Here is a 14,311-nt window from a genome sequence, read left to right on the forward strand (position 1 = left end):
AGAGGGGGAGGTGCCGCATCCAGTTTGACACGCTATCCAGCCAATATCACCGGCCAGCACCCTGCCCTTGACGGGGAGGGCTGGGGCGGGGTGCGAGGAGCCAGGATGCGCGAGGCGCACGACCGTTGGCTCATATTGGTCAGTCACACTGACATATTCTTATTGACAAGCGCCCTCACCACTATCAGCATATCCAATGTGAAAGCCTCATCCGAGGCCGCAGGGCACAGTTCTCATAAGCCGAGCCGATCCATGGACCTCGACCAGATCAAGACGTTTGACCGGATCGCGCAGGACCTGAGCTTCACCAAAGCCGCGGCCAAGCTCAACGTCACCCAGGCCACGGTGTCGATGCGCATGCGGGCACTCGAGGACCTGCTCGGCGTTCCGCTGTTCCATCGCGGCCGCAACATCGCGCTCACCGACCAGGGCATGACGTTCCTTCCCTATGCCCGCCGCATCCTCCAGGCCGCACAGGAGGCGAAGGAAGCGCTGCGCCGGGTCGAGCGCGGCCGCGTTTCCATCGGTTCGCTGCGCAGTCTCGTCTCACCGCTGGTCACCGAATCACTGCTGCGCTTCCAGCAGAAATACCCCTCGGTCGACGTAGTGATCCACGAGGGCCGCCAGAGCCAGATCGCCGCCATGCTGCGCGAGCGCGACATCGAACTCGGCATCCTCTGCTGGCCCAATCTCGATCCGCTGATCACCGATCTGGTGCCGCTGCTGGTCATGCGCGAACGCGTGCCGATGGTGACGACGCCGCAGATCGCCGCCGAACTGGGGCTCGAACCCAAGATCGAGGACGTGCTGAAGCGCGTGCCGCGGCTCATTTCGATCAACTGGTGGCAGGTCTTCCCCGACGCCGCGCTGGCGCTGTTCCGCCGCGCCCCGGTGTCGGTGGAACTGCCCACGGGCCCCGCCCGCCGCATCGCCATCCGTGGCGAGGGCGTCGGCTTCTTCGTCTACTCGGCCGTGGCCGACGACATCGCCGCCGGCCGCCTCACCGAAATCACGCCATCCGACGTCGACCCGGTCCACCGCGACATCGCCATGGTGGTCCGCAACGCCTCGGTGCTCGACCGCGAGATGCTGCGCGACTTCGCGGTGGAGATCGCCGCCGAATGCACCAGGAACGGCACGATCCTCGAATCGACGCTGCTGCCGCCAGAGGCGGCAAACGCGGCCTGACGGCTTGCCGGCAGCGAGGTCGGCACTACCCCACGCTCGGTCCCTCCCCGCAAGGGTGGGACGTGCGCAGCAAGGCTCGGCATGGTCCGACTTGCACCCGCCGCAAGCCTCCGCTCTAGTGACGTCATGACCGAGGCGCGCGACTTACAGCATGAGCTGTTCGATATGTTGATGGAGAGCCAGTATTGGTCCCCATCGCAGATGCAGGCGTATCAGCGTGGCCAGATCGAGCAGTTGCTCAGGCACGCCAAGACCCAGGTGCCATTTTACGAGAATCGGCTCGATGCAGTGTTTGCGCGAGACGGCTCCATCGACTGGGACAAATGGACCGAGTTGCCGATCGTCAAGCGCTCGGATCTGATCGATCATCGTGACGCCATGCAGGCCAAGTTGTTGCCGCGAGGACATGGTCCCGTCGGGACCATCCAATCGTCGGGATCGACAGGTCATCCGGTCACGACCACCCTCACCAAACTCACCAAGATAAGTTCAGATGCAGCGCGCTGGCGGGCCAATGTCTGGGCTGGGCTCGACTTCAGCCAAGTGATGTGCCTCCGCAATGGCGTCGAGACAGACGTCGTGCCGCCGTACGGAGTCGAAGAAGGGTTTTGGGGGCCGTCTTGGGATCCAGCGGCCAGGCGTGGACGCATCTTCCGCATGACCAGGAAGTGGTCCAGTGCGGATCAGCTCGACTTCGTTATCCGCACCGGTGCACCCTATGTTGCGATCGGCAGCACGAAGGTTGGTCGTATCCTTGGCCTCGAGGCCCTACAGCGCGGCCTACGTCCAGCGGTTTCACATATACTCGTCAACGGTGAACCCGTTGATAGTGAGGATCGCGACGTGTGTCGCCGCGCCTTCGGGGCCGAGATCGTTGACCTCTACAGTTCGAAGGAGGGGGCGCACATGGCGCACCCCTGCCCCGTCGGCCATGGCTACCATGTGTGCGCGGAGCGCGTTCTGATCGAGATCGTGGACGCAGTGGGACGACCGGTCCCACCAGGCGTGAGCGGACGCGTCGTCATCACACCGTTCTACAACACCGCCCAGCCGCTGATCCGTTACGATCAGGGCGACATGGCTACATTTGGGCCGCCATGCGACTGCGGTCGCAACCTGCCGGTGTTGCATTCGCTGGATGGAAGGGTGGTCCACATGTTCAGGCACCCAGACGGCCGCAGGCGCACCCGCGGCTTCCCCGAGAAATACCATCAGACACTGGACGCCCGGATGTGGCAGTTCGCCCAGGTTGGCCCGCTGGACTTCGAAATCCGCTACGTCCCTGTCGATCCCGATCGGCGCGGAGACGAAGCCGAAGTGGCCACTGCCTTCCGGGAGTGGTTCTTCGACGACGCCAGGATCGTGTTCAAGCGCCTCGACGCCATCCCATTGACAGCGTCGGGGAAATACATGGAGTACGTCTACGAGGCAGACGAGACGCTAGCGCGCTAGCTAAGCTCAGGCGGGAGGCATCTCGCGGCACACAGATGCCTCGAAGTCCCACCAGAAGCCGGCGTTCTGGCATGCCACTTCTGTGTCGAAGTCCTCGGGCACTGGATCGTGCTCCGCCGTAACCAAATCCCCCGCCGCATTGAACAAATCCAGCGCGCGGTTTGGCGGGTCGTCCTGGCGGTGGCGGTCGATGAGACTCTTGTCCGGGTCGCCGAGGTAGCCCTTGATGCCAACGCGGAAGCTGTAGGCGCCGGTGTCGTAGGCGCGCACTTCGCCCACGCCCGAGAGCGGCAGACCGAAACCGGTGAACTGGTATTCCGTCGCGAGCTTCAGCGACTCGCGGCCGAGGATCGAGGCGGCGCCGAGGCTGACGCGCCAATCGTCGGTCGGGTAATAGGCAATGTCGCCGATGGCGAAGAAGCCGTTCTCATCCGGCATCAGCACGTCGTCATAGTCGATCGCTGCCCAGCCGGCCCAGCCTTCGAGGCTGATGCGGTCGAGATAGAGTTCAGCCTCCGGGCCGATTGCCGCGAGGCGCGAGCCATCGGCCACTACCACGCCGGCGGTGACGCCGAGCAGGTAGGACGAAGGATCGCGGGTGAAGGCGTGGAGCGCACCGCCTGCCAGCCACTCACCGTCGATGTTGCCGACGGCGACGTCGCCCTGCACGCCGAAGCGCTCGCCGATCGGCACCGATACCGACGCGGCCGCGCGGAACGTAGCGCTCGCCGGGTCGCTGATGCCGCCGAAATCAATTTCCAGCTTGCCGTTGATGTCTGAAACCGCCGGCAGCACCAGATCGACATACTGGTCCGCAATTGGTTCAGGCGAGAGGATCAGGTCTGCGGCAGTCGCCGCGAAGCCGAATGGAATCGAAAACACGCTGGCCAGCAGCGCTGCTTTGGTAGCCCGTACAATTGACATGGTCCGCCCTCAATGCCCGGGCCAAAGATTTGCATCGAAGTCGAACACTGGCAAGACGGCTGTCGTTTTTACTACGAGATTTCATCGAGGCCGTTGCCGAATTGCTGCAGACCGAACAACGAAGGTGGACTGTTCAACACCGCGCCGGGTCGCTAGAACGGGCGCCGTGCAGGGTGGTGCGCATGGTTAAACGCAGTTTCGAATTCGTCATCTGTGGTGGCGGGTCGGCAGCATCGGTTGCGGCGATGCGGCTGGTGCGCGACTTTGATCTCTCGGTCCTGGTGCTCGAGCGCGGGCCGCGTTCGACCAACCGGATCATGGCGATGCCGGCCGGCTACATGAAGTACCTGGCGCAGGACACGTTCCTCGAGATGCACAAGACGGTGCCGCAGCCACAGCTCGGCGGGCGGGCGCCGATCGTGCCGGTGGCCAAGGCGCTCGGCGGCGGCAGCTCGGTCAATGCCATGGTCTATATGCGCGGCCAGAAGGAAGACTATGACGGCTGGGCGGCCGGGCTCGGCAACGCGACCGAGTGGTCGTACTCGGACATGCTCGGGCACTTCAAAAGCCTCGAGCGCAATGCCCGCTTCAATGACCACTATCACGGCATCTCGGGGGGCCTCCGCGTCTCAGACCCGGGCCACATCTCCGACACCACCGAGGATTTCCTGCTCGCCGTGCAGGGGCTCGGCCACCGCTACAACCCCGACTTCAACGGCGAGCGGCAGAACGGGGTGGGCATCATGCAGCACACCTACGGGCAATGGGGGCGCTACAAGGAGCGCTCGGACGGCAAGAAAGCGTTCCTCGATCCGCTGACGCACGACAAGCGGCTGACCATTGTCACCGACGCCCAGGTCGATCGCATCCTCATCAAGAACGGTCGCGCCGTCGGCGTCGCCTATACCCACGATGGCGATGCGCACGAGGCGCATGCGGCGCGCGAGGTGCTGGTCGCCTCCGGCACCTACAACTCGGCCAAGCTGATGATGCTGAGTGGCATCGGGCCGGCCGATCACCTCGCCGATTTCCAGATCCCGGTGGTCGCCGACCTGCCGGGCGTCGGTTCGAACCTGCAGGATCACCACGAGGTGCCGGTGATCGCGACGACCAAGGGCAAGTCGGGCTATTTCGGCGAGGACAAGGGCTGGCCGATGGTTCGCAACGGCCTGCAATACATGCTGTTCAACTCGGGGCCAGTCACCACCACCGGCATCGAGTCCTGTCTGTTCTACGATCCGGACGGCGGCGAGCGCCCCACCATCCAGCTCTATTGCGCGCCGATCGTCTATCAGGATCGCGACGTGGTGAAGGCCAAGCCCACCTGGGGCGTCACCTTCACCTCGTGCCTCTTGCGCCCCAAGGCCCGCGGCAGCGTACGCCTGCGATCGGCCGATCCCGGCGCCCAGCCGCTGGTCAACTGTAACTTCTTCGGCGATCCCGATGATCTGCGCCTGACGCTCAAATCGATGCGTTTCGCGCGCAATATCCTCGAGACCGAGCCGTTCCTGTCGAAGATCAAGGAAGAGATCCTGCCTGGGCCCGGCGTCACCGACGACGACGGCCTGACCCGCTTCGCGCAGGAAACGGTGAAGACCAACTACCACCCGTCGGGCTCGCTGAAGATGGGGCGCGACGACGATCCGATGGCCGTGGTAGATGCCCGGCTCAAGGTCCGCGGCATCGAGGGCCTCAGGGTCATCGATTGCTCGATCATCCCCGCCATCCCTTCGGCCAATACCAATGCCATTGCCATGGCGATCGGCTCGAAGGCCGCCACCCTGATCGCAGAGGACTACGGCCATTGATCGAGACGGTTGAACTGCCCGAGATGGTCGCCATCGGCATCCTGGTCGAGGCGCACTGGAACGACCTGCCCCGCGCGATCCCCGCCGCGTGGACCCGATTGTTCGAGACCGATACTGGCGCCACCTCGTTCCTCGAAGTGTCGATCTCGCGTGAGCATGGCGTCTATCGCGAGCTGGTCGGCTATCTCGCAGCCAAGAAGACCGAGGTGCCCGAGGGCATGACGCGCCTCGTCATCCCGGCGCAGCGGTACCTCCGCATCGAGCATGACGGCCCGCTGGTCGATATCGCCGCCGGGTTCGAAAAGCTCTATGCCCATGCTGCCGTCGCGGGCCTCAACGCGACTGACTACAAGCTCGATTTCGGCTATGCGCCCGGCCTGCCGCCGGGCCGGCACGAGCTGCACGTGGCGCTCGCCCCGGAGCCGCTGCGGATCGCTTAAGCTTCGGTTCAGCCACCATTGCGTAACAAGGCCATCCAGCAGCGTTTCGAGGCACCCGATGTACCAGCCACCAGCCTTCCGCGAGACCGACGTTCCCACCCAGCACGCCTTCATCGCGGCGCACCCCCTCGGGCTGCTGATTTCGAACGGCGACGGCCTCCTCGCCAACCCGATCCCGTTCCTGCTCTATCCGGAGGAAGGGCCGTTCGGCACGCTGCGCTGCCACATGTCGCGCGGCAACGCGCAATGGAAAGCACTGCTCGACACGCCGCAGGCGCTGGTCGTGTTCCAGGGCGCCGAGCACTACATCACCCCCAGCTGGTATCCGCAGAAGGCCGTGGACGGCAAAGTCGTGCCGACCTGGAACTACGCCATCGTGCAGGCTCGCGGCGCCGCCCGGGTGATCGAGGATGCGGCATGGCTCCACGCCAACGTCTCCGCTCTCACCAATCAGCACGAGGGCCGTCGCGCCAAGCCCTGGGCGGTTAGTGATGCACCGGACGCCTTCATTGCCGGCCAGCTCAAGGGCATCGTCGGCATCGAGATCGAGATTTCGGCCATCGAGGCCAAGTTCAAGGCCAGCCAGAACCGGCCGGAACTCGACCGGCTCGGCGTCGCGCATGGGCTTGAATCGGAAGCCGATGCACAGGCACCGGCGATGCGCGAGCTGGTGAAGGCGCGCGGCGGCGTCTGAGCCGACCTGCCGCACTTGCGCTTCGGCATCGCGGCCTCCACCTAGGGCCTTTCCATAGCGAAAGCCCCCGCACGATGACGAGTTTACCCGCGCGCCGCAGGGCCCTGATGCTGGTCAATCCCAATGCCCGGCGCGGCACCGAATCCCTCGATGCCGTGGCGGCGCGGCTCGAGGCCGGCGGCATCGACGTGGCGATCGAGCGGTTCAGCTCGCCGGGCGAGGTTGCGGCCGATATCGTCCGGCGCCGGCACGAGGCCGACCTCGCCATCGTCTGCGGCGGCGATGGCACCATCAACGCCGCGGCCAATGGCGTCGTCGCGGCGGGGTTGCCGATGGGCATCTTGCCGATGGGCACCGCCAACGACCTCGCCCGCACGCTAGAAATCCCGACCCAGCTCGACCTCGCCGCCGATATCATCATCGCCGGCAACCAGCGCCGGGTGGACCTCGGCGACGTCAACGGCCATCCGTTCTTCAACGTCGCGACCATCGGGCTCGGCGCCGATCTCGCCATGGGGCTCAGTGCGGAGACCAAGCGCCGCTGGGGTCGGCTCGGCTATGCCATCGGCGCGCTCAAGGTGCTGATGCAGGCCCGCCCGTTCAGCGCCACCATCATCAACCGCGAAGGCACCTCGCAGGTCAAAACCTACCAGATCGCCGTCGGCAACGGCCGGCACTATGGGGGCGGCACTGTGATCGAGCAGGATGCCAGCATCGAGGACGGCACACTCGACCTCTACAGCCTCGAGATCGACAATGTCTGGAAGCTGGCGCTGATGCTCCGCGCCTTCCGCTCCGGCACGCATGGCGCGTGGGAGGAAGTGCGCACGGCCCGCTGCATCGAGTTTGATATCCGCACCAAAAAGCCGCGGCCGGTCAATCTCGACGGCGATATCGTCACCCAGACCCCGGCGCATTTCCGCATCCGCCCAGGCGCCATCACGGTGTTCGCGCCGCCGGCCTAGGGTGTTTGTCGCGCGCGCGGGCGGTGCTATTATCGCCGCAGCCGGAGCCTCCGATGGCCCCGGCGCTGATGACGGGAGGCCTCGTATGCAAGGTATCCGCCACGAAAATCTCGACCACGGGCTCGAGACCCAGCACGAGCTGCATCTGCTGCCATGGCCGTTCCTGGTCGCGCTGTTTGCCGTGCTGTTCTTTGTGGTTTTCTTCGTCGTCGCCAACTGAGCGACGCGTATAGCCGGCGGCCCGGGCTCCGAGGCCGCCGCCGGACTCAAGCGCTGCCGATGATAATTCCGGCGGCAAAGACCAGTGCGCCACCCACCACCACCTGCAATGCCGCGCGCCAGAACGGGGTCTGCATGTAGCGGTTCTGGATGAAAGCGATGGCCCAGAGTTCGATCACCACCACTGCCGCCGCTACGCCAGTCGCGGTCCAGAAATGCGGGATCAGGTAGGGCATCGCGTGCCCCAGCCCGCCCAGCGTCGTCATCGCCCCGGTGACCACGCCGCGCGTCACCGGCGAGCCGCGCCCGGTGAGCTTGCCGTCATCGGCCGCCGCCTCGGTAAAGCCCATTGAGATGCCGGCGCCCACCGCTGCCGCGAGGCCGACGAGGAAGGTGGCCCAGGTGTTGCCGGTGGCGAAGGCCGCGGCGAACACCGGCGCCAGGGTCGACACCGAGCCGTCCATCAGCCCGGCCAGCCCGGGCTGCACATAGGTCAGGAGGAACTGCCGGTGCTCTTCGCTCTTTTCCGCCGCCCGCTCCTCGGCCCCGAGCGCCTGCTCCTCCAGCTTTCCGGCGAGGTTGGCATGCTCGCGTTCCTCGACCGCGAGGTCGCCGAGGAGTTTTCGCACCTCGACATCGGTCGTCCGTCCGGCCGCCTCGGTGTAGAAGCGCGATGCCGCCGCCTCCATCTCGAACGCCATCTGGCGCACCGCCTCCAGGCTCATGGTCTCCATCAGCCAGACGGGCTTGCGCTCGATGAAGCCGCGCACATGCTCGCGCCGGATCGGCACGAGGCGCGAGCCGAACTTTTGCACGTAGAGGTCGAGCAGCCGGCGCCGGTGCCCGTCCTCCTCCACCGCCATGCCTTCGAACACCTTGGCGGTGGCGGGATAGCGCGAGGCGAAGCGCTCGGCGATCTCGGCATAGATCGCCCCATCCTCCTCCTCGGCGGCAACCGCCAACGAGAGGATCTCGCGTTCGTCCAGCGAGCTGAAGTCACGCCGGTTGGGATGCAGAAGTCGTGCAAACATAATGCTCTAGCCGTTTAGTTTAGAACTATTCTAATGCCTGATCACTGGCCGGACAAGCCTGGTTCATTCCCTTCGCTGATGTCGAGCAAAGGCGTATCCTTGGTTGCCGCGGTCTAACGTCGCGCGCCGGACCGCGAAGCGGCGAAGTCCGGCCAACACGTGATAGCGGAGGAATGATCATGCTCCTGAAATTGAGCCTCGCACTCGGCCTCTCACTTGGCTTCTTGGTCGCCGGCACGCTCTCTGCCTCAGCCCAGACCGCCACCGAAGCCTGGCGGCTGGGTGGCTTCAAGACGCCGGAATCAGTGATCTTCGACAAAGCCAACAACCGCCTGATCATCGACAATATCGGGGCCTTCGGGCCGGATGGCGGCACCGACGGCTATCTCTCCATCGTTTCGCCGGAGGGCAAGCTGGTGACCGAGCAATGGGTCACCGGGCTTTCCGATCCCAAGGGCATGGCGATCATCGGCGACAGCCTGTTCGTCGCCGACACCACCGGCCTCGTCGAGGTCAAGCTCTCGGACGGCTCGATCGTCGCCACGCACCCGCTCGAGGGGGCGATGATGGCCAACGACGTCGCCACCGACGGCACCGTCATCTATGTCAGCGACACCTTCGGGCAGGCCATCTACAGGGTGGAAGGCGGCAAGGCCGAGAAATGGCTCGCCGACGAGAAACTGATGTCGCCCAACGGGCTGTTCATCGATGGCGGCCAGTTGCTGGTCGGCGGCCTCGGCTCCGGCCTCAAGGAGGACTTCTCGGTCACCACCAAGGGCGGGCTGCTCTCGGTGGACCCGGCCACCAAGGCCCTCACGCCTTCCGCCGGCGCCACCGAGCTCAGCATGACGGACGGCGTTGCCAAGGTCGGCGACGCCATCATCTTCGACGACAACCCGTCGGGCACCATCTACCGCTACGCCGACGGCAAGGCGACGCCGATCGCCACCCTTGTTGCCGGAGCCGCCGACCTCTGGGCCGAAGGCAACATGCTCTACGTGCCGCTGATGCAGACGGGCGAACTGGTGGCGCTGAAGCTGGAATAGGCCGAGCTCGACGCTCCCCCTCCCCAACCCTCCCCGCAAGGGGAGGGTGCCTGCATGGTGGGGGCGCGATAGAGCCAAACACTGGATGCGGCACCTCCCCCTTGACGGGGGAGGATGGGTGGGGGTGTGCGGAGCCACGAGGCGGACGGTGCATCGTGCGCCCCTCATCCCTCCCGCCGCTTCACCTGCGCCACATATCCCTCCGCCGAATCTGGCACCTCGGCCCGCAGCCACTCCCTGAACAGCCGCACCTTCTTCGGCTCGCGCCGCCCCTCGGCGACGATCAGCCAATAGCCCAGTTCGCTCTCCACCGACACATCGAACGGCCGCACCAGCCGCCCGTCGCTCACTGCGTCGACCGACATCATGTCGACCGCCATCAGCACGCCCTGCTCCGATATCGCCGCATCGAACGCCAGCGCCGGATCGTCATAGCGCGGTCCCGCCAGTTCGATCGGCGGCGTGCCGGCAGCCGCGAACCACGGCTCCCAGGGCAGCATCGAGGCGTTGTCGCGGATCAGCGGCACCTTCGCCAGATCGGCCGGCGAGCGCAGCAGCTTCGCCAAAGGCGGCGCCGCCACCGGGCTGTATCGCGCGCCGCCCACCAGCTCCGCCTTCAGCCCCGCCCATTTCCCGCGACCGAAGCGAATGCCGACGTCGATGTCGGAGTGCACCAGGTCGATCATGTTGCCGGTCACCACCAGCCGTATCTCGATCTCCGGGTGCAGCTTGTTGAACTTGGCGATCCGCCAGATCAGCCAGCGCGACGCGAACACGCTGCCCACGGTCAGCGTCAGCACGTTCTCGTTGCCGGCCCTGAGGCTGCCGACCGCATCGGCCAGCGCCGTGAAGCCGCTCGACAGCTGCGGCAGGATCTGGCGCAGCGCGGCGGTCGGCTTCAGCCCCTGCGGCGTCCGCTCGAACAGCTCGAGCCCCAGCCGCTCCTCGGCCCGCCGCAAGTGCTGGCTCACCGCACCGGGGGTGACGCCGAGCTCCTCGGCAGCGGGCGCCAATGCCCCGCGCCGCGCCACGATCTCAATGGCACGGACGGCGTTGAGCGGAATCGGGAAGGGATTTGCCATATAGTTTTTCTACACCCACGACCAGGTCTTGTCGATTGGCGCGGGCCGCTCCATGGCTCATAACACGGTCACACCCTCAGGAAAGGAGGCTTGGAAATGTACAAAATGTTCATCAGCATGCGTATCTGGCTGGCGCGCTTCTTCGAGGTGGAGGCCGTCGCCGATCAGCGCAGCGACCCGCTCAGCAGCATGAGCCCGACCGAACTGGCCGACTTGCCGGTGTATCATCCAAGGCTCGACGACTGCATCGGCGCCTGAGGCGCCCCGAAGCCTGACAACCCAGTTCATGACGCGTTCAGCGGCCGGTCACTAGATCGGCCGCCCTAGCCGTTTCCGACAACGGCAATTCCCGATCCGGGAGAGAAGAGATGAAGATGAAAGACCTGTTTTCGAAGCTGCGTCGCCGTTCGCCCAACAAGCCCAAGACCCGCGACTGGTCCAATAGCTGGACGCCGCGCGACTGGGCCGACCTGCCCACGCACCATCCCCGCCGCGAAGACGACGCGCTCTAGGCTGTGCGATGAGCGCCGCCCCGCCCATCCTCATCCGACCGGCGCGGCTGGCCGACGCGCTGGCGATCGCCGCGCTGCACCACGTCTCGGTGCACGCGCTGGCCGCGCCGTTCTATCCGCGCGAAGTGCTGGAGCGCTGGAGTCCGCCGGTAACGCTGGCGAGCGCCGAACAGCGCTATCGCGAGAGCCAGGAAGATGGCGGCCTGACACTGCTGGCCGAGCGCGGCGGCGAGCTGGTCGGCTTCGGCATCGTCATGCCGGAAACGGGTGAAATCCTCGCCTGCTACGTGGCGCCCGACGCGGCGCGGCAAGGCATCGGCCGAAAGCTGCTCACCGCCATGGAAGCGGCGGCCGCGGCGCAGGGCGTGCATGAGCTGCGCATCCGCGCCTCGCTCAATGCCAAGAGCTTCTACTCGGCCTTCGGCTACCACGTCAGCGGCCGCGCCGAATACCAGTTCGAAGACGGCACGCCGATGGTGGTGGCCTACATGCGCAAGGACAACTCGCCGCTGGTGTGAGGCTAATCCGGGAGCAGCAATTGCCCCAGCGTGTACTCGATCCAGTCTGCGTATTGCTCCGGCGTAAGGCCCTCTATCCCAGTCAGCATCAGGAACAACTCCGGGCTCGCCAGGCGCCAGATCTGCGCCAGGGCCGGCAAAGGCCTACGCCTATCCTCAGGTCTCTCCCCGTTCAGTCAGGAGGGCTGTGTCTCAGGCTGGTTCCCGCCCTTCGTCGCGATGACACCCTGGGTGACGAAGGTTCACTCGCACATCCGCGCCGTGCAGGTCTTGCCGTGGCACCCGAGATCCACATGCAGGTGGTCGTGATGCTCTGCGTTGGCCTCCGGCCCGAGTACCGTGGTGAAGTGCGCGCAGGCGGAATCGTGGGCGAAGCGCAGTAGCCGGCCTTCCGATGACAGCGCATCGGTCCAACCGCCCTCGACGGTGACGAAGCGGCCGTCCTCCAGCTTGAAGCCGACGACATCGAGCGCATCGGCGAGGGCGTGGAAACTGAGGTTGCCGCCGCTACCATTGTTGACGTTGCGGCACATATACGACGTGCCGACCACCACTTCGGCGATCCGCGTATTCTCCTTGGCGAGCGCGTAGCTGTCGATCTGTTCGATCCAGCCCGATAGCGCCGACGCGACGCCGCAATCGGTCTGGACGCCGCCCGACACCGGCACCATCCGTCCATTCGCCAGCACCCCCGTGACCGAGAGGGGCGACTGCATCCCACACTGCGCTTCCGAGATCGGCGGCAACGCCTTGGCCTCGACCCGGCCGAGCAGCACCGCCGGACAGGCGGTCTGGTAGACGCGCGGCGGGGCGACGGGGTCCGCAGGCACGTTCGCCTTGGTGATATGGATATCGGGGTCGATCGGCGGCCCGACGACCACGGCGGCGGGCCCTTTCGCCGGCTGATCCGGCTTGTCGGCCGGCGCCGCGGGGCGGTGCCGCGGCAACTTCACGGCCGGCTTGGCGGAGAACTCGGCGGGCCGCGGCTTGGGCAGGGGAACGGCCGTGCCGGCCCCTTCTTGGGCCAGGGCGGCAAAGCACGAGGTCGCGAGGAGGATGGCAAGGATGAACCGCATGAAGCCCGAACGCGGCGACCCCGCATCAGGTTGCGCGGTCGATCCGTAGGGTGAAGCAGTTATTGGTGGCCGAGCGCATGTGGACATAGGCGACATCGGGCCGTTCGAGGATCGCCTGCGCCTCAGCCTCAATGCGATCACTCCCCACCACGATACCGGTTCCGTAGACGATCCTGTCGTCTCTGCCATAGCCGCGCAAGATGCGTCCGCTCCTGCCATGCCTCTCGCGCTCAGGCAGCCCCTCGGCCGGCGAGTAGGCTGGGCATTCCTCGGCATGGATGAACACCGGTCCCACCTCGGCATAGGGCTGCGGCCCCGGAAACGGCCGATAGCCCAGAACCAGATACGCCTCGCCGGCCCCGACATTTTCGAGGCAATGCCGGCAGGGCACCCCATCACCATCCGAAACCCGCCGCTCCGGCACCTGCCCATTGGCATCCGGAGCCCCGGCCCGATAGGCGGCAGCGAGGTGAGAGGGCATTCCTGAAAACAACAGCGTCATGGTGGTTCTCCTCGGCTCTGATGGCCGGAAAGAACCATGCGCCCGGGCCACGACGCGACCCGGATTTGACGGTCTCAGGTCCGCGAACTAGCGCAGGCTGAACGGCGGATAGACATCCGTGACGAGCAGGAAGGCATAGGCCCAGACCCGCGCTGCCCACCTGCCGACGCCGACGACGAAGTCGAACATGCCGCGCGGGTAGTTTCCGGTGAACAGGATCGCGAACCACGCCACGATCGTCGCCAGCAGCACGACGACACCGAGCACCGCCAGCACGATGTAGTGGGGGATGGCCAGCAGCCATTTGACCAGCGGCAACCACCGGTTGAGCTGTTCCGCCTCGGGATAGTCGACCTCGAGGTGAACGGACTGGGCATCGACGGTAGAGGGGTACTTGTCGGTCAGGAGGAACAGATAGGCGCCGACCCGCGAGCTGAAGCGCGCCAGTTCCACCGCAAAATCGAACCACCAGCGCGGATATCGCTGCCGGAACACCAGCATCAGCACAGTGGCAAGGAACAAGCCGGCAGTGATGCCGCCGCCCGCCGATCGCACCGCCTGGCCGGCCGCGTCATAGTAGTAGTAGCCGCCGCTGTCGGAGAGGAGGCCGAGGACGATCGCGATCGGGATCGCCCAGATCAACCGGAAGAACGTGGTCAGCCGGTCCATTGGACCGGGGTAATCGACCTCCAAACGTGCCGCGTAGTCGCTGCCATCTGCCATTGTCCGTCCCTCGCCTGATGATGCCCCGCGCCAACGGGGACCACCGCATGGTCTGGAGCGAATGGACGCGCCCCCGCGCCGCACGGACATCGTAGCACGCCCAAGCGGAGCACGGTGACATCATCTCCGGT

17 protein-coding genes are annotated in these 14,311 nt (G+C 65.8%); 11 read left to right on the plus strand and 6 right to left on the minus strand.

All coding sequences use genetic code 11. The features are described 5' to 3' along the window. The first annotated feature begins 252 nt into the window (after window positions 1-252). The gene (locus AC1DYL_RS08195; RefSeq protein ID WP_477151471.1) at window positions 253-1,188 is read left to right on the plus strand and encodes a LysR family transcriptional regulator; all 936 of its coding nucleotides are present in this window, start codon (window positions 253-255) and stop codon (window positions 1,186-1,188) included. A gap of 126 nt (window positions 1,189-1,314) precedes the next feature. After that, window positions 1,315-2,640, plus strand: a complete 1,326-nt coding sequence (locus AC1DYL_RS08200; RefSeq protein ID WP_477172750.1) for a phenylacetate--CoA ligase family protein — start codon at window positions 1,315-1,317, stop codon at window positions 2,638-2,640. Window positions 2,641-2,646: 6 nt separating this feature from the next. Here the strand turns inward: AC1DYL_RS08200 and AC1DYL_RS08205 are convergent, their stop codons facing one another. Further along, the gene (locus tag AC1DYL_RS08205; RefSeq protein ID WP_477172751.1) at window positions 2,647-3,564 is read right to left on the minus strand and encodes a hypothetical protein; all 918 of its coding nucleotides are present in this window, start codon (window positions 3,562-3,564) and stop codon (window positions 2,647-2,649) included. A 182-nt stretch (window positions 3,565-3,746) separates the two neighbouring features. On the opposite strand from AC1DYL_RS08205, the gene AC1DYL_RS08210 reads away from it, so the two are divergent. From AC1DYL_RS08210 to AC1DYL_RS08230, 5 genes are all read left to right on the plus strand, one after another. Beyond that, complete coding sequence (locus tag AC1DYL_RS08210; protein ID WP_477172752.1) at window positions 3,747-5,372, plus strand: GMC family oxidoreductase; 1,626 nt, start codon at window positions 3,747-3,749, stop codon at window positions 5,370-5,372. Beyond that, entirely contained in the window at window positions 5,369-5,812 is a 444-nt protein-coding gene (locus AC1DYL_RS08215) for a GyrI-like domain-containing protein (RefSeq protein WP_477172753.1), read from the plus strand. The genes AC1DYL_RS08210 and AC1DYL_RS08215 overlap by 4 nt, the downstream gene beginning before the upstream one ends. Before the next feature lie 58 nt (window positions 5,813-5,870). Continuing rightward, on the plus strand, window positions 5,871-6,506 hold the full coding sequence (locus AC1DYL_RS08220; protein WP_477172754.1) for an FMN-binding negative transcriptional regulator: 636 nt from the start codon (window positions 5,871-5,873) through the stop codon (window positions 6,504-6,506). 74 nt (window positions 6,507-6,580) lie between these two features. Then, window positions 6,581-7,471, plus strand: coding sequence for a lipid kinase (locus tag AC1DYL_RS08225; RefSeq protein WP_477172755.1), 891 nt, complete (start codon window positions 6,581-6,583; stop codon window positions 7,469-7,471). 85 nt (window positions 7,472-7,556) lie between these two features. Beyond that, window positions 7,557-7,691, plus strand: a complete 135-nt coding sequence (locus AC1DYL_RS08230) for a hypothetical protein (RefSeq protein ID WP_477151464.1) — start codon at window positions 7,557-7,559, stop codon at window positions 7,689-7,691. 46 nt (window positions 7,692-7,737) lie between these two features. Here AC1DYL_RS08230 and mbfA read toward each other — a convergent pair whose 3' ends face one another. Continuing rightward, window positions 7,738-8,721 (minus strand): iron exporter MbfA, encoded by a 984-nt coding sequence (gene mbfA, locus AC1DYL_RS08235; RefSeq protein WP_477172756.1) that lies wholly within the window; start codon window positions 8,719-8,721, stop codon window positions 7,738-7,740. Between the two features lie 179 nt (window positions 8,722-8,900). On the opposite strand from mbfA, the gene AC1DYL_RS08240 reads away from it, so the two are divergent. After that, window positions 8,901-9,767 carry an SMP-30/gluconolactonase/LRE family protein gene (locus AC1DYL_RS08240; RefSeq protein ID WP_477172757.1) on the plus strand — a complete coding sequence of 289 codons (867 nt, stop codon included), beginning with the start codon at window positions 8,901-8,903 and terminating at the stop codon, window positions 9,765-9,767. A 164-nt stretch (window positions 9,768-9,931) separates the two neighbouring features. On the opposite strand, the gene AC1DYL_RS08245 is transcribed toward AC1DYL_RS08240, so the two are convergent. After that, the gene (locus tag AC1DYL_RS08245) at window positions 9,932-10,849 is read right to left on the minus strand and encodes a LysR substrate-binding domain-containing protein (protein ID WP_477172758.1); all 918 of its coding nucleotides are present in this window, start codon (window positions 10,847-10,849) and stop codon (window positions 9,932-9,934) included. A gap of 96 nt (window positions 10,850-10,945) precedes the next feature. On the opposite strand from AC1DYL_RS08245, the gene AC1DYL_RS08250 reads away from it, so the two are divergent. The 3 genes from AC1DYL_RS08250 to AC1DYL_RS08260 all read left to right on the plus strand — a co-directional run bounded on the left by AC1DYL_RS08250 (window position 10,946) and on the right by AC1DYL_RS08260 (window position 11,879). Beyond that, window positions 10,946-11,107, plus strand: coding sequence for a hypothetical protein (locus tag AC1DYL_RS08250; protein ID WP_477151460.1), 162 nt, complete (start codon window positions 10,946-10,948; stop codon window positions 11,105-11,107). Window positions 11,108-11,217: 110 nt separating this feature from the next. Continuing rightward, window positions 11,218-11,361 carry a hypothetical protein gene (locus AC1DYL_RS08255; RefSeq protein WP_477172759.1) on the plus strand — a complete coding sequence of 48 codons (144 nt, stop codon included), beginning with the start codon at window positions 11,218-11,220 and terminating at the stop codon, window positions 11,359-11,361. Window positions 11,362-11,369: 8 nt separating this feature from the next. Continuing rightward, a complete protein-coding gene (locus AC1DYL_RS08260) occupies window positions 11,370-11,879 on the plus strand; it encodes a GNAT family N-acetyltransferase (RefSeq protein ID WP_477172760.1) in 510 nt (169 codons plus the stop codon). Between the two features lie 242 nt (window positions 11,880-12,121). Here AC1DYL_RS08260 and AC1DYL_RS08265 read toward each other — a convergent pair whose 3' ends face one another. The 3 genes from AC1DYL_RS08265 to AC1DYL_RS08275 all read right to left on the minus strand — a co-directional run bounded on the left by AC1DYL_RS08265 (window position 12,122) and on the right by AC1DYL_RS08275 (window position 14,180). Then, window positions 12,122-12,955, minus strand: coding sequence for an extensin-like domain-containing protein (locus AC1DYL_RS08265; RefSeq protein ID WP_477151455.1), 834 nt, complete (start codon window positions 12,953-12,955; stop codon window positions 12,122-12,124). A gap of 25 nt (window positions 12,956-12,980) precedes the next feature. Then, window positions 12,981-13,457, minus strand: a complete 477-nt coding sequence (locus tag AC1DYL_RS08270) for a DUF1203 domain-containing protein (protein WP_477156968.1) — start codon at window positions 13,455-13,457, stop codon at window positions 12,981-12,983. An 87-nt stretch (window positions 13,458-13,544) separates the two neighbouring features. Beyond that, a complete protein-coding gene (locus AC1DYL_RS08275; protein WP_477172761.1) occupies window positions 13,545-14,180 on the minus strand; it encodes a DUF4389 domain-containing protein in 636 nt (211 codons plus the stop codon). Window positions 14,181-14,311 lie beyond the last annotated feature (131 nt).

The organism is Devosia sp. P1_H9 (assembly GCF_056405135.1).

What these genes read in the sequence shown, in the direction of transcription:
- AC1DYL_RS08275 (WP_477172761.1), bottom strand. Translation starts at nt 14,180, where the DNA reads ATGGCAGATGGCAGCGACTACGCGGCACGTTTGGAGGTCGATTACCCC.
- AC1DYL_RS08245 (WP_477172758.1), bottom strand. Translation starts at nt 10,849, where the DNA reads ATGGCAAATCCCTTCCCGATTCCGCTCAACGCCGTCCGTGCCATTGAG.
- AC1DYL_RS08220 (WP_477172754.1), top strand. Translation starts at nt 5,871, where the DNA reads ATGTACCAGCCACCAGCCTTCCGCGAGACCGACGTTCCCACCCAGCAC.
- AC1DYL_RS08200 (WP_477172750.1), top strand. Translation starts at nt 1,315, where the DNA reads ATGACCGAGGCGCGCGACTTACAGCATGAGCTGTTCGATATGTTGATG.
- mbfA (WP_477172756.1), bottom strand. Translation starts at nt 8,721, where the DNA reads ATGTTTGCACGACTTCTGCATCCCAACCGGCGTGACTTCAGCTCGCTG.
- AC1DYL_RS08230 (WP_477151464.1), top strand. Translation starts at nt 7,557, where the DNA reads ATGCAAGGTATCCGCCACGAAAATCTCGACCACGGGCTCGAGACCCAG.
- AC1DYL_RS08250 (WP_477151460.1), top strand. Translation starts at nt 10,946, where the DNA reads ATGTACAAAATGTTCATCAGCATGCGTATCTGGCTGGCGCGCTTCTTC.
- AC1DYL_RS08205 (WP_477172751.1), bottom strand. Translation starts at nt 3,564, where the DNA reads ATGTCAATTGTACGGGCTACCAAAGCAGCGCTGCTGGCCAGCGTGTTT.
- AC1DYL_RS08260 (WP_477172760.1), top strand. Translation starts at nt 11,370, where the DNA reads ATGAGCGCCGCCCCGCCCATCCTCATCCGACCGGCGCGGCTGGCCGAC.
- AC1DYL_RS08240 (WP_477172757.1), top strand. Translation starts at nt 8,901, where the DNA reads ATGCTCCTGAAATTGAGCCTCGCACTCGGCCTCTCACTTGGCTTCTTG.
- AC1DYL_RS08225 (WP_477172755.1), top strand. Translation starts at nt 6,581, where the DNA reads ATGACGAGTTTACCCGCGCGCCGCAGGGCCCTGATGCTGGTCAATCCC.
- AC1DYL_RS08270 (WP_477156968.1), bottom strand. Translation starts at nt 13,457, where the DNA reads ATGACGCTGTTGTTTTCAGGAATGCCCTCTCACCTCGCTGCCGCCTAT.
- AC1DYL_RS08255 (WP_477172759.1), top strand. Translation starts at nt 11,218, where the DNA reads ATGAAGATGAAAGACCTGTTTTCGAAGCTGCGTCGCCGTTCGCCCAAC.
- AC1DYL_RS08210 (WP_477172752.1), top strand. Translation starts at nt 3,747, where the DNA reads ATGGTTAAACGCAGTTTCGAATTCGTCATCTGTGGTGGCGGGTCGGCA.
- AC1DYL_RS08265 (WP_477151455.1), bottom strand. Translation starts at nt 12,955, where the DNA reads ATGCGGTTCATCCTTGCCATCCTCCTCGCGACCTCGTGCTTTGCCGCC.
- AC1DYL_RS08195 (WP_477151471.1), top strand. Translation starts at nt 253, where the DNA reads ATGGACCTCGACCAGATCAAGACGTTTGACCGGATCGCGCAGGACCTG.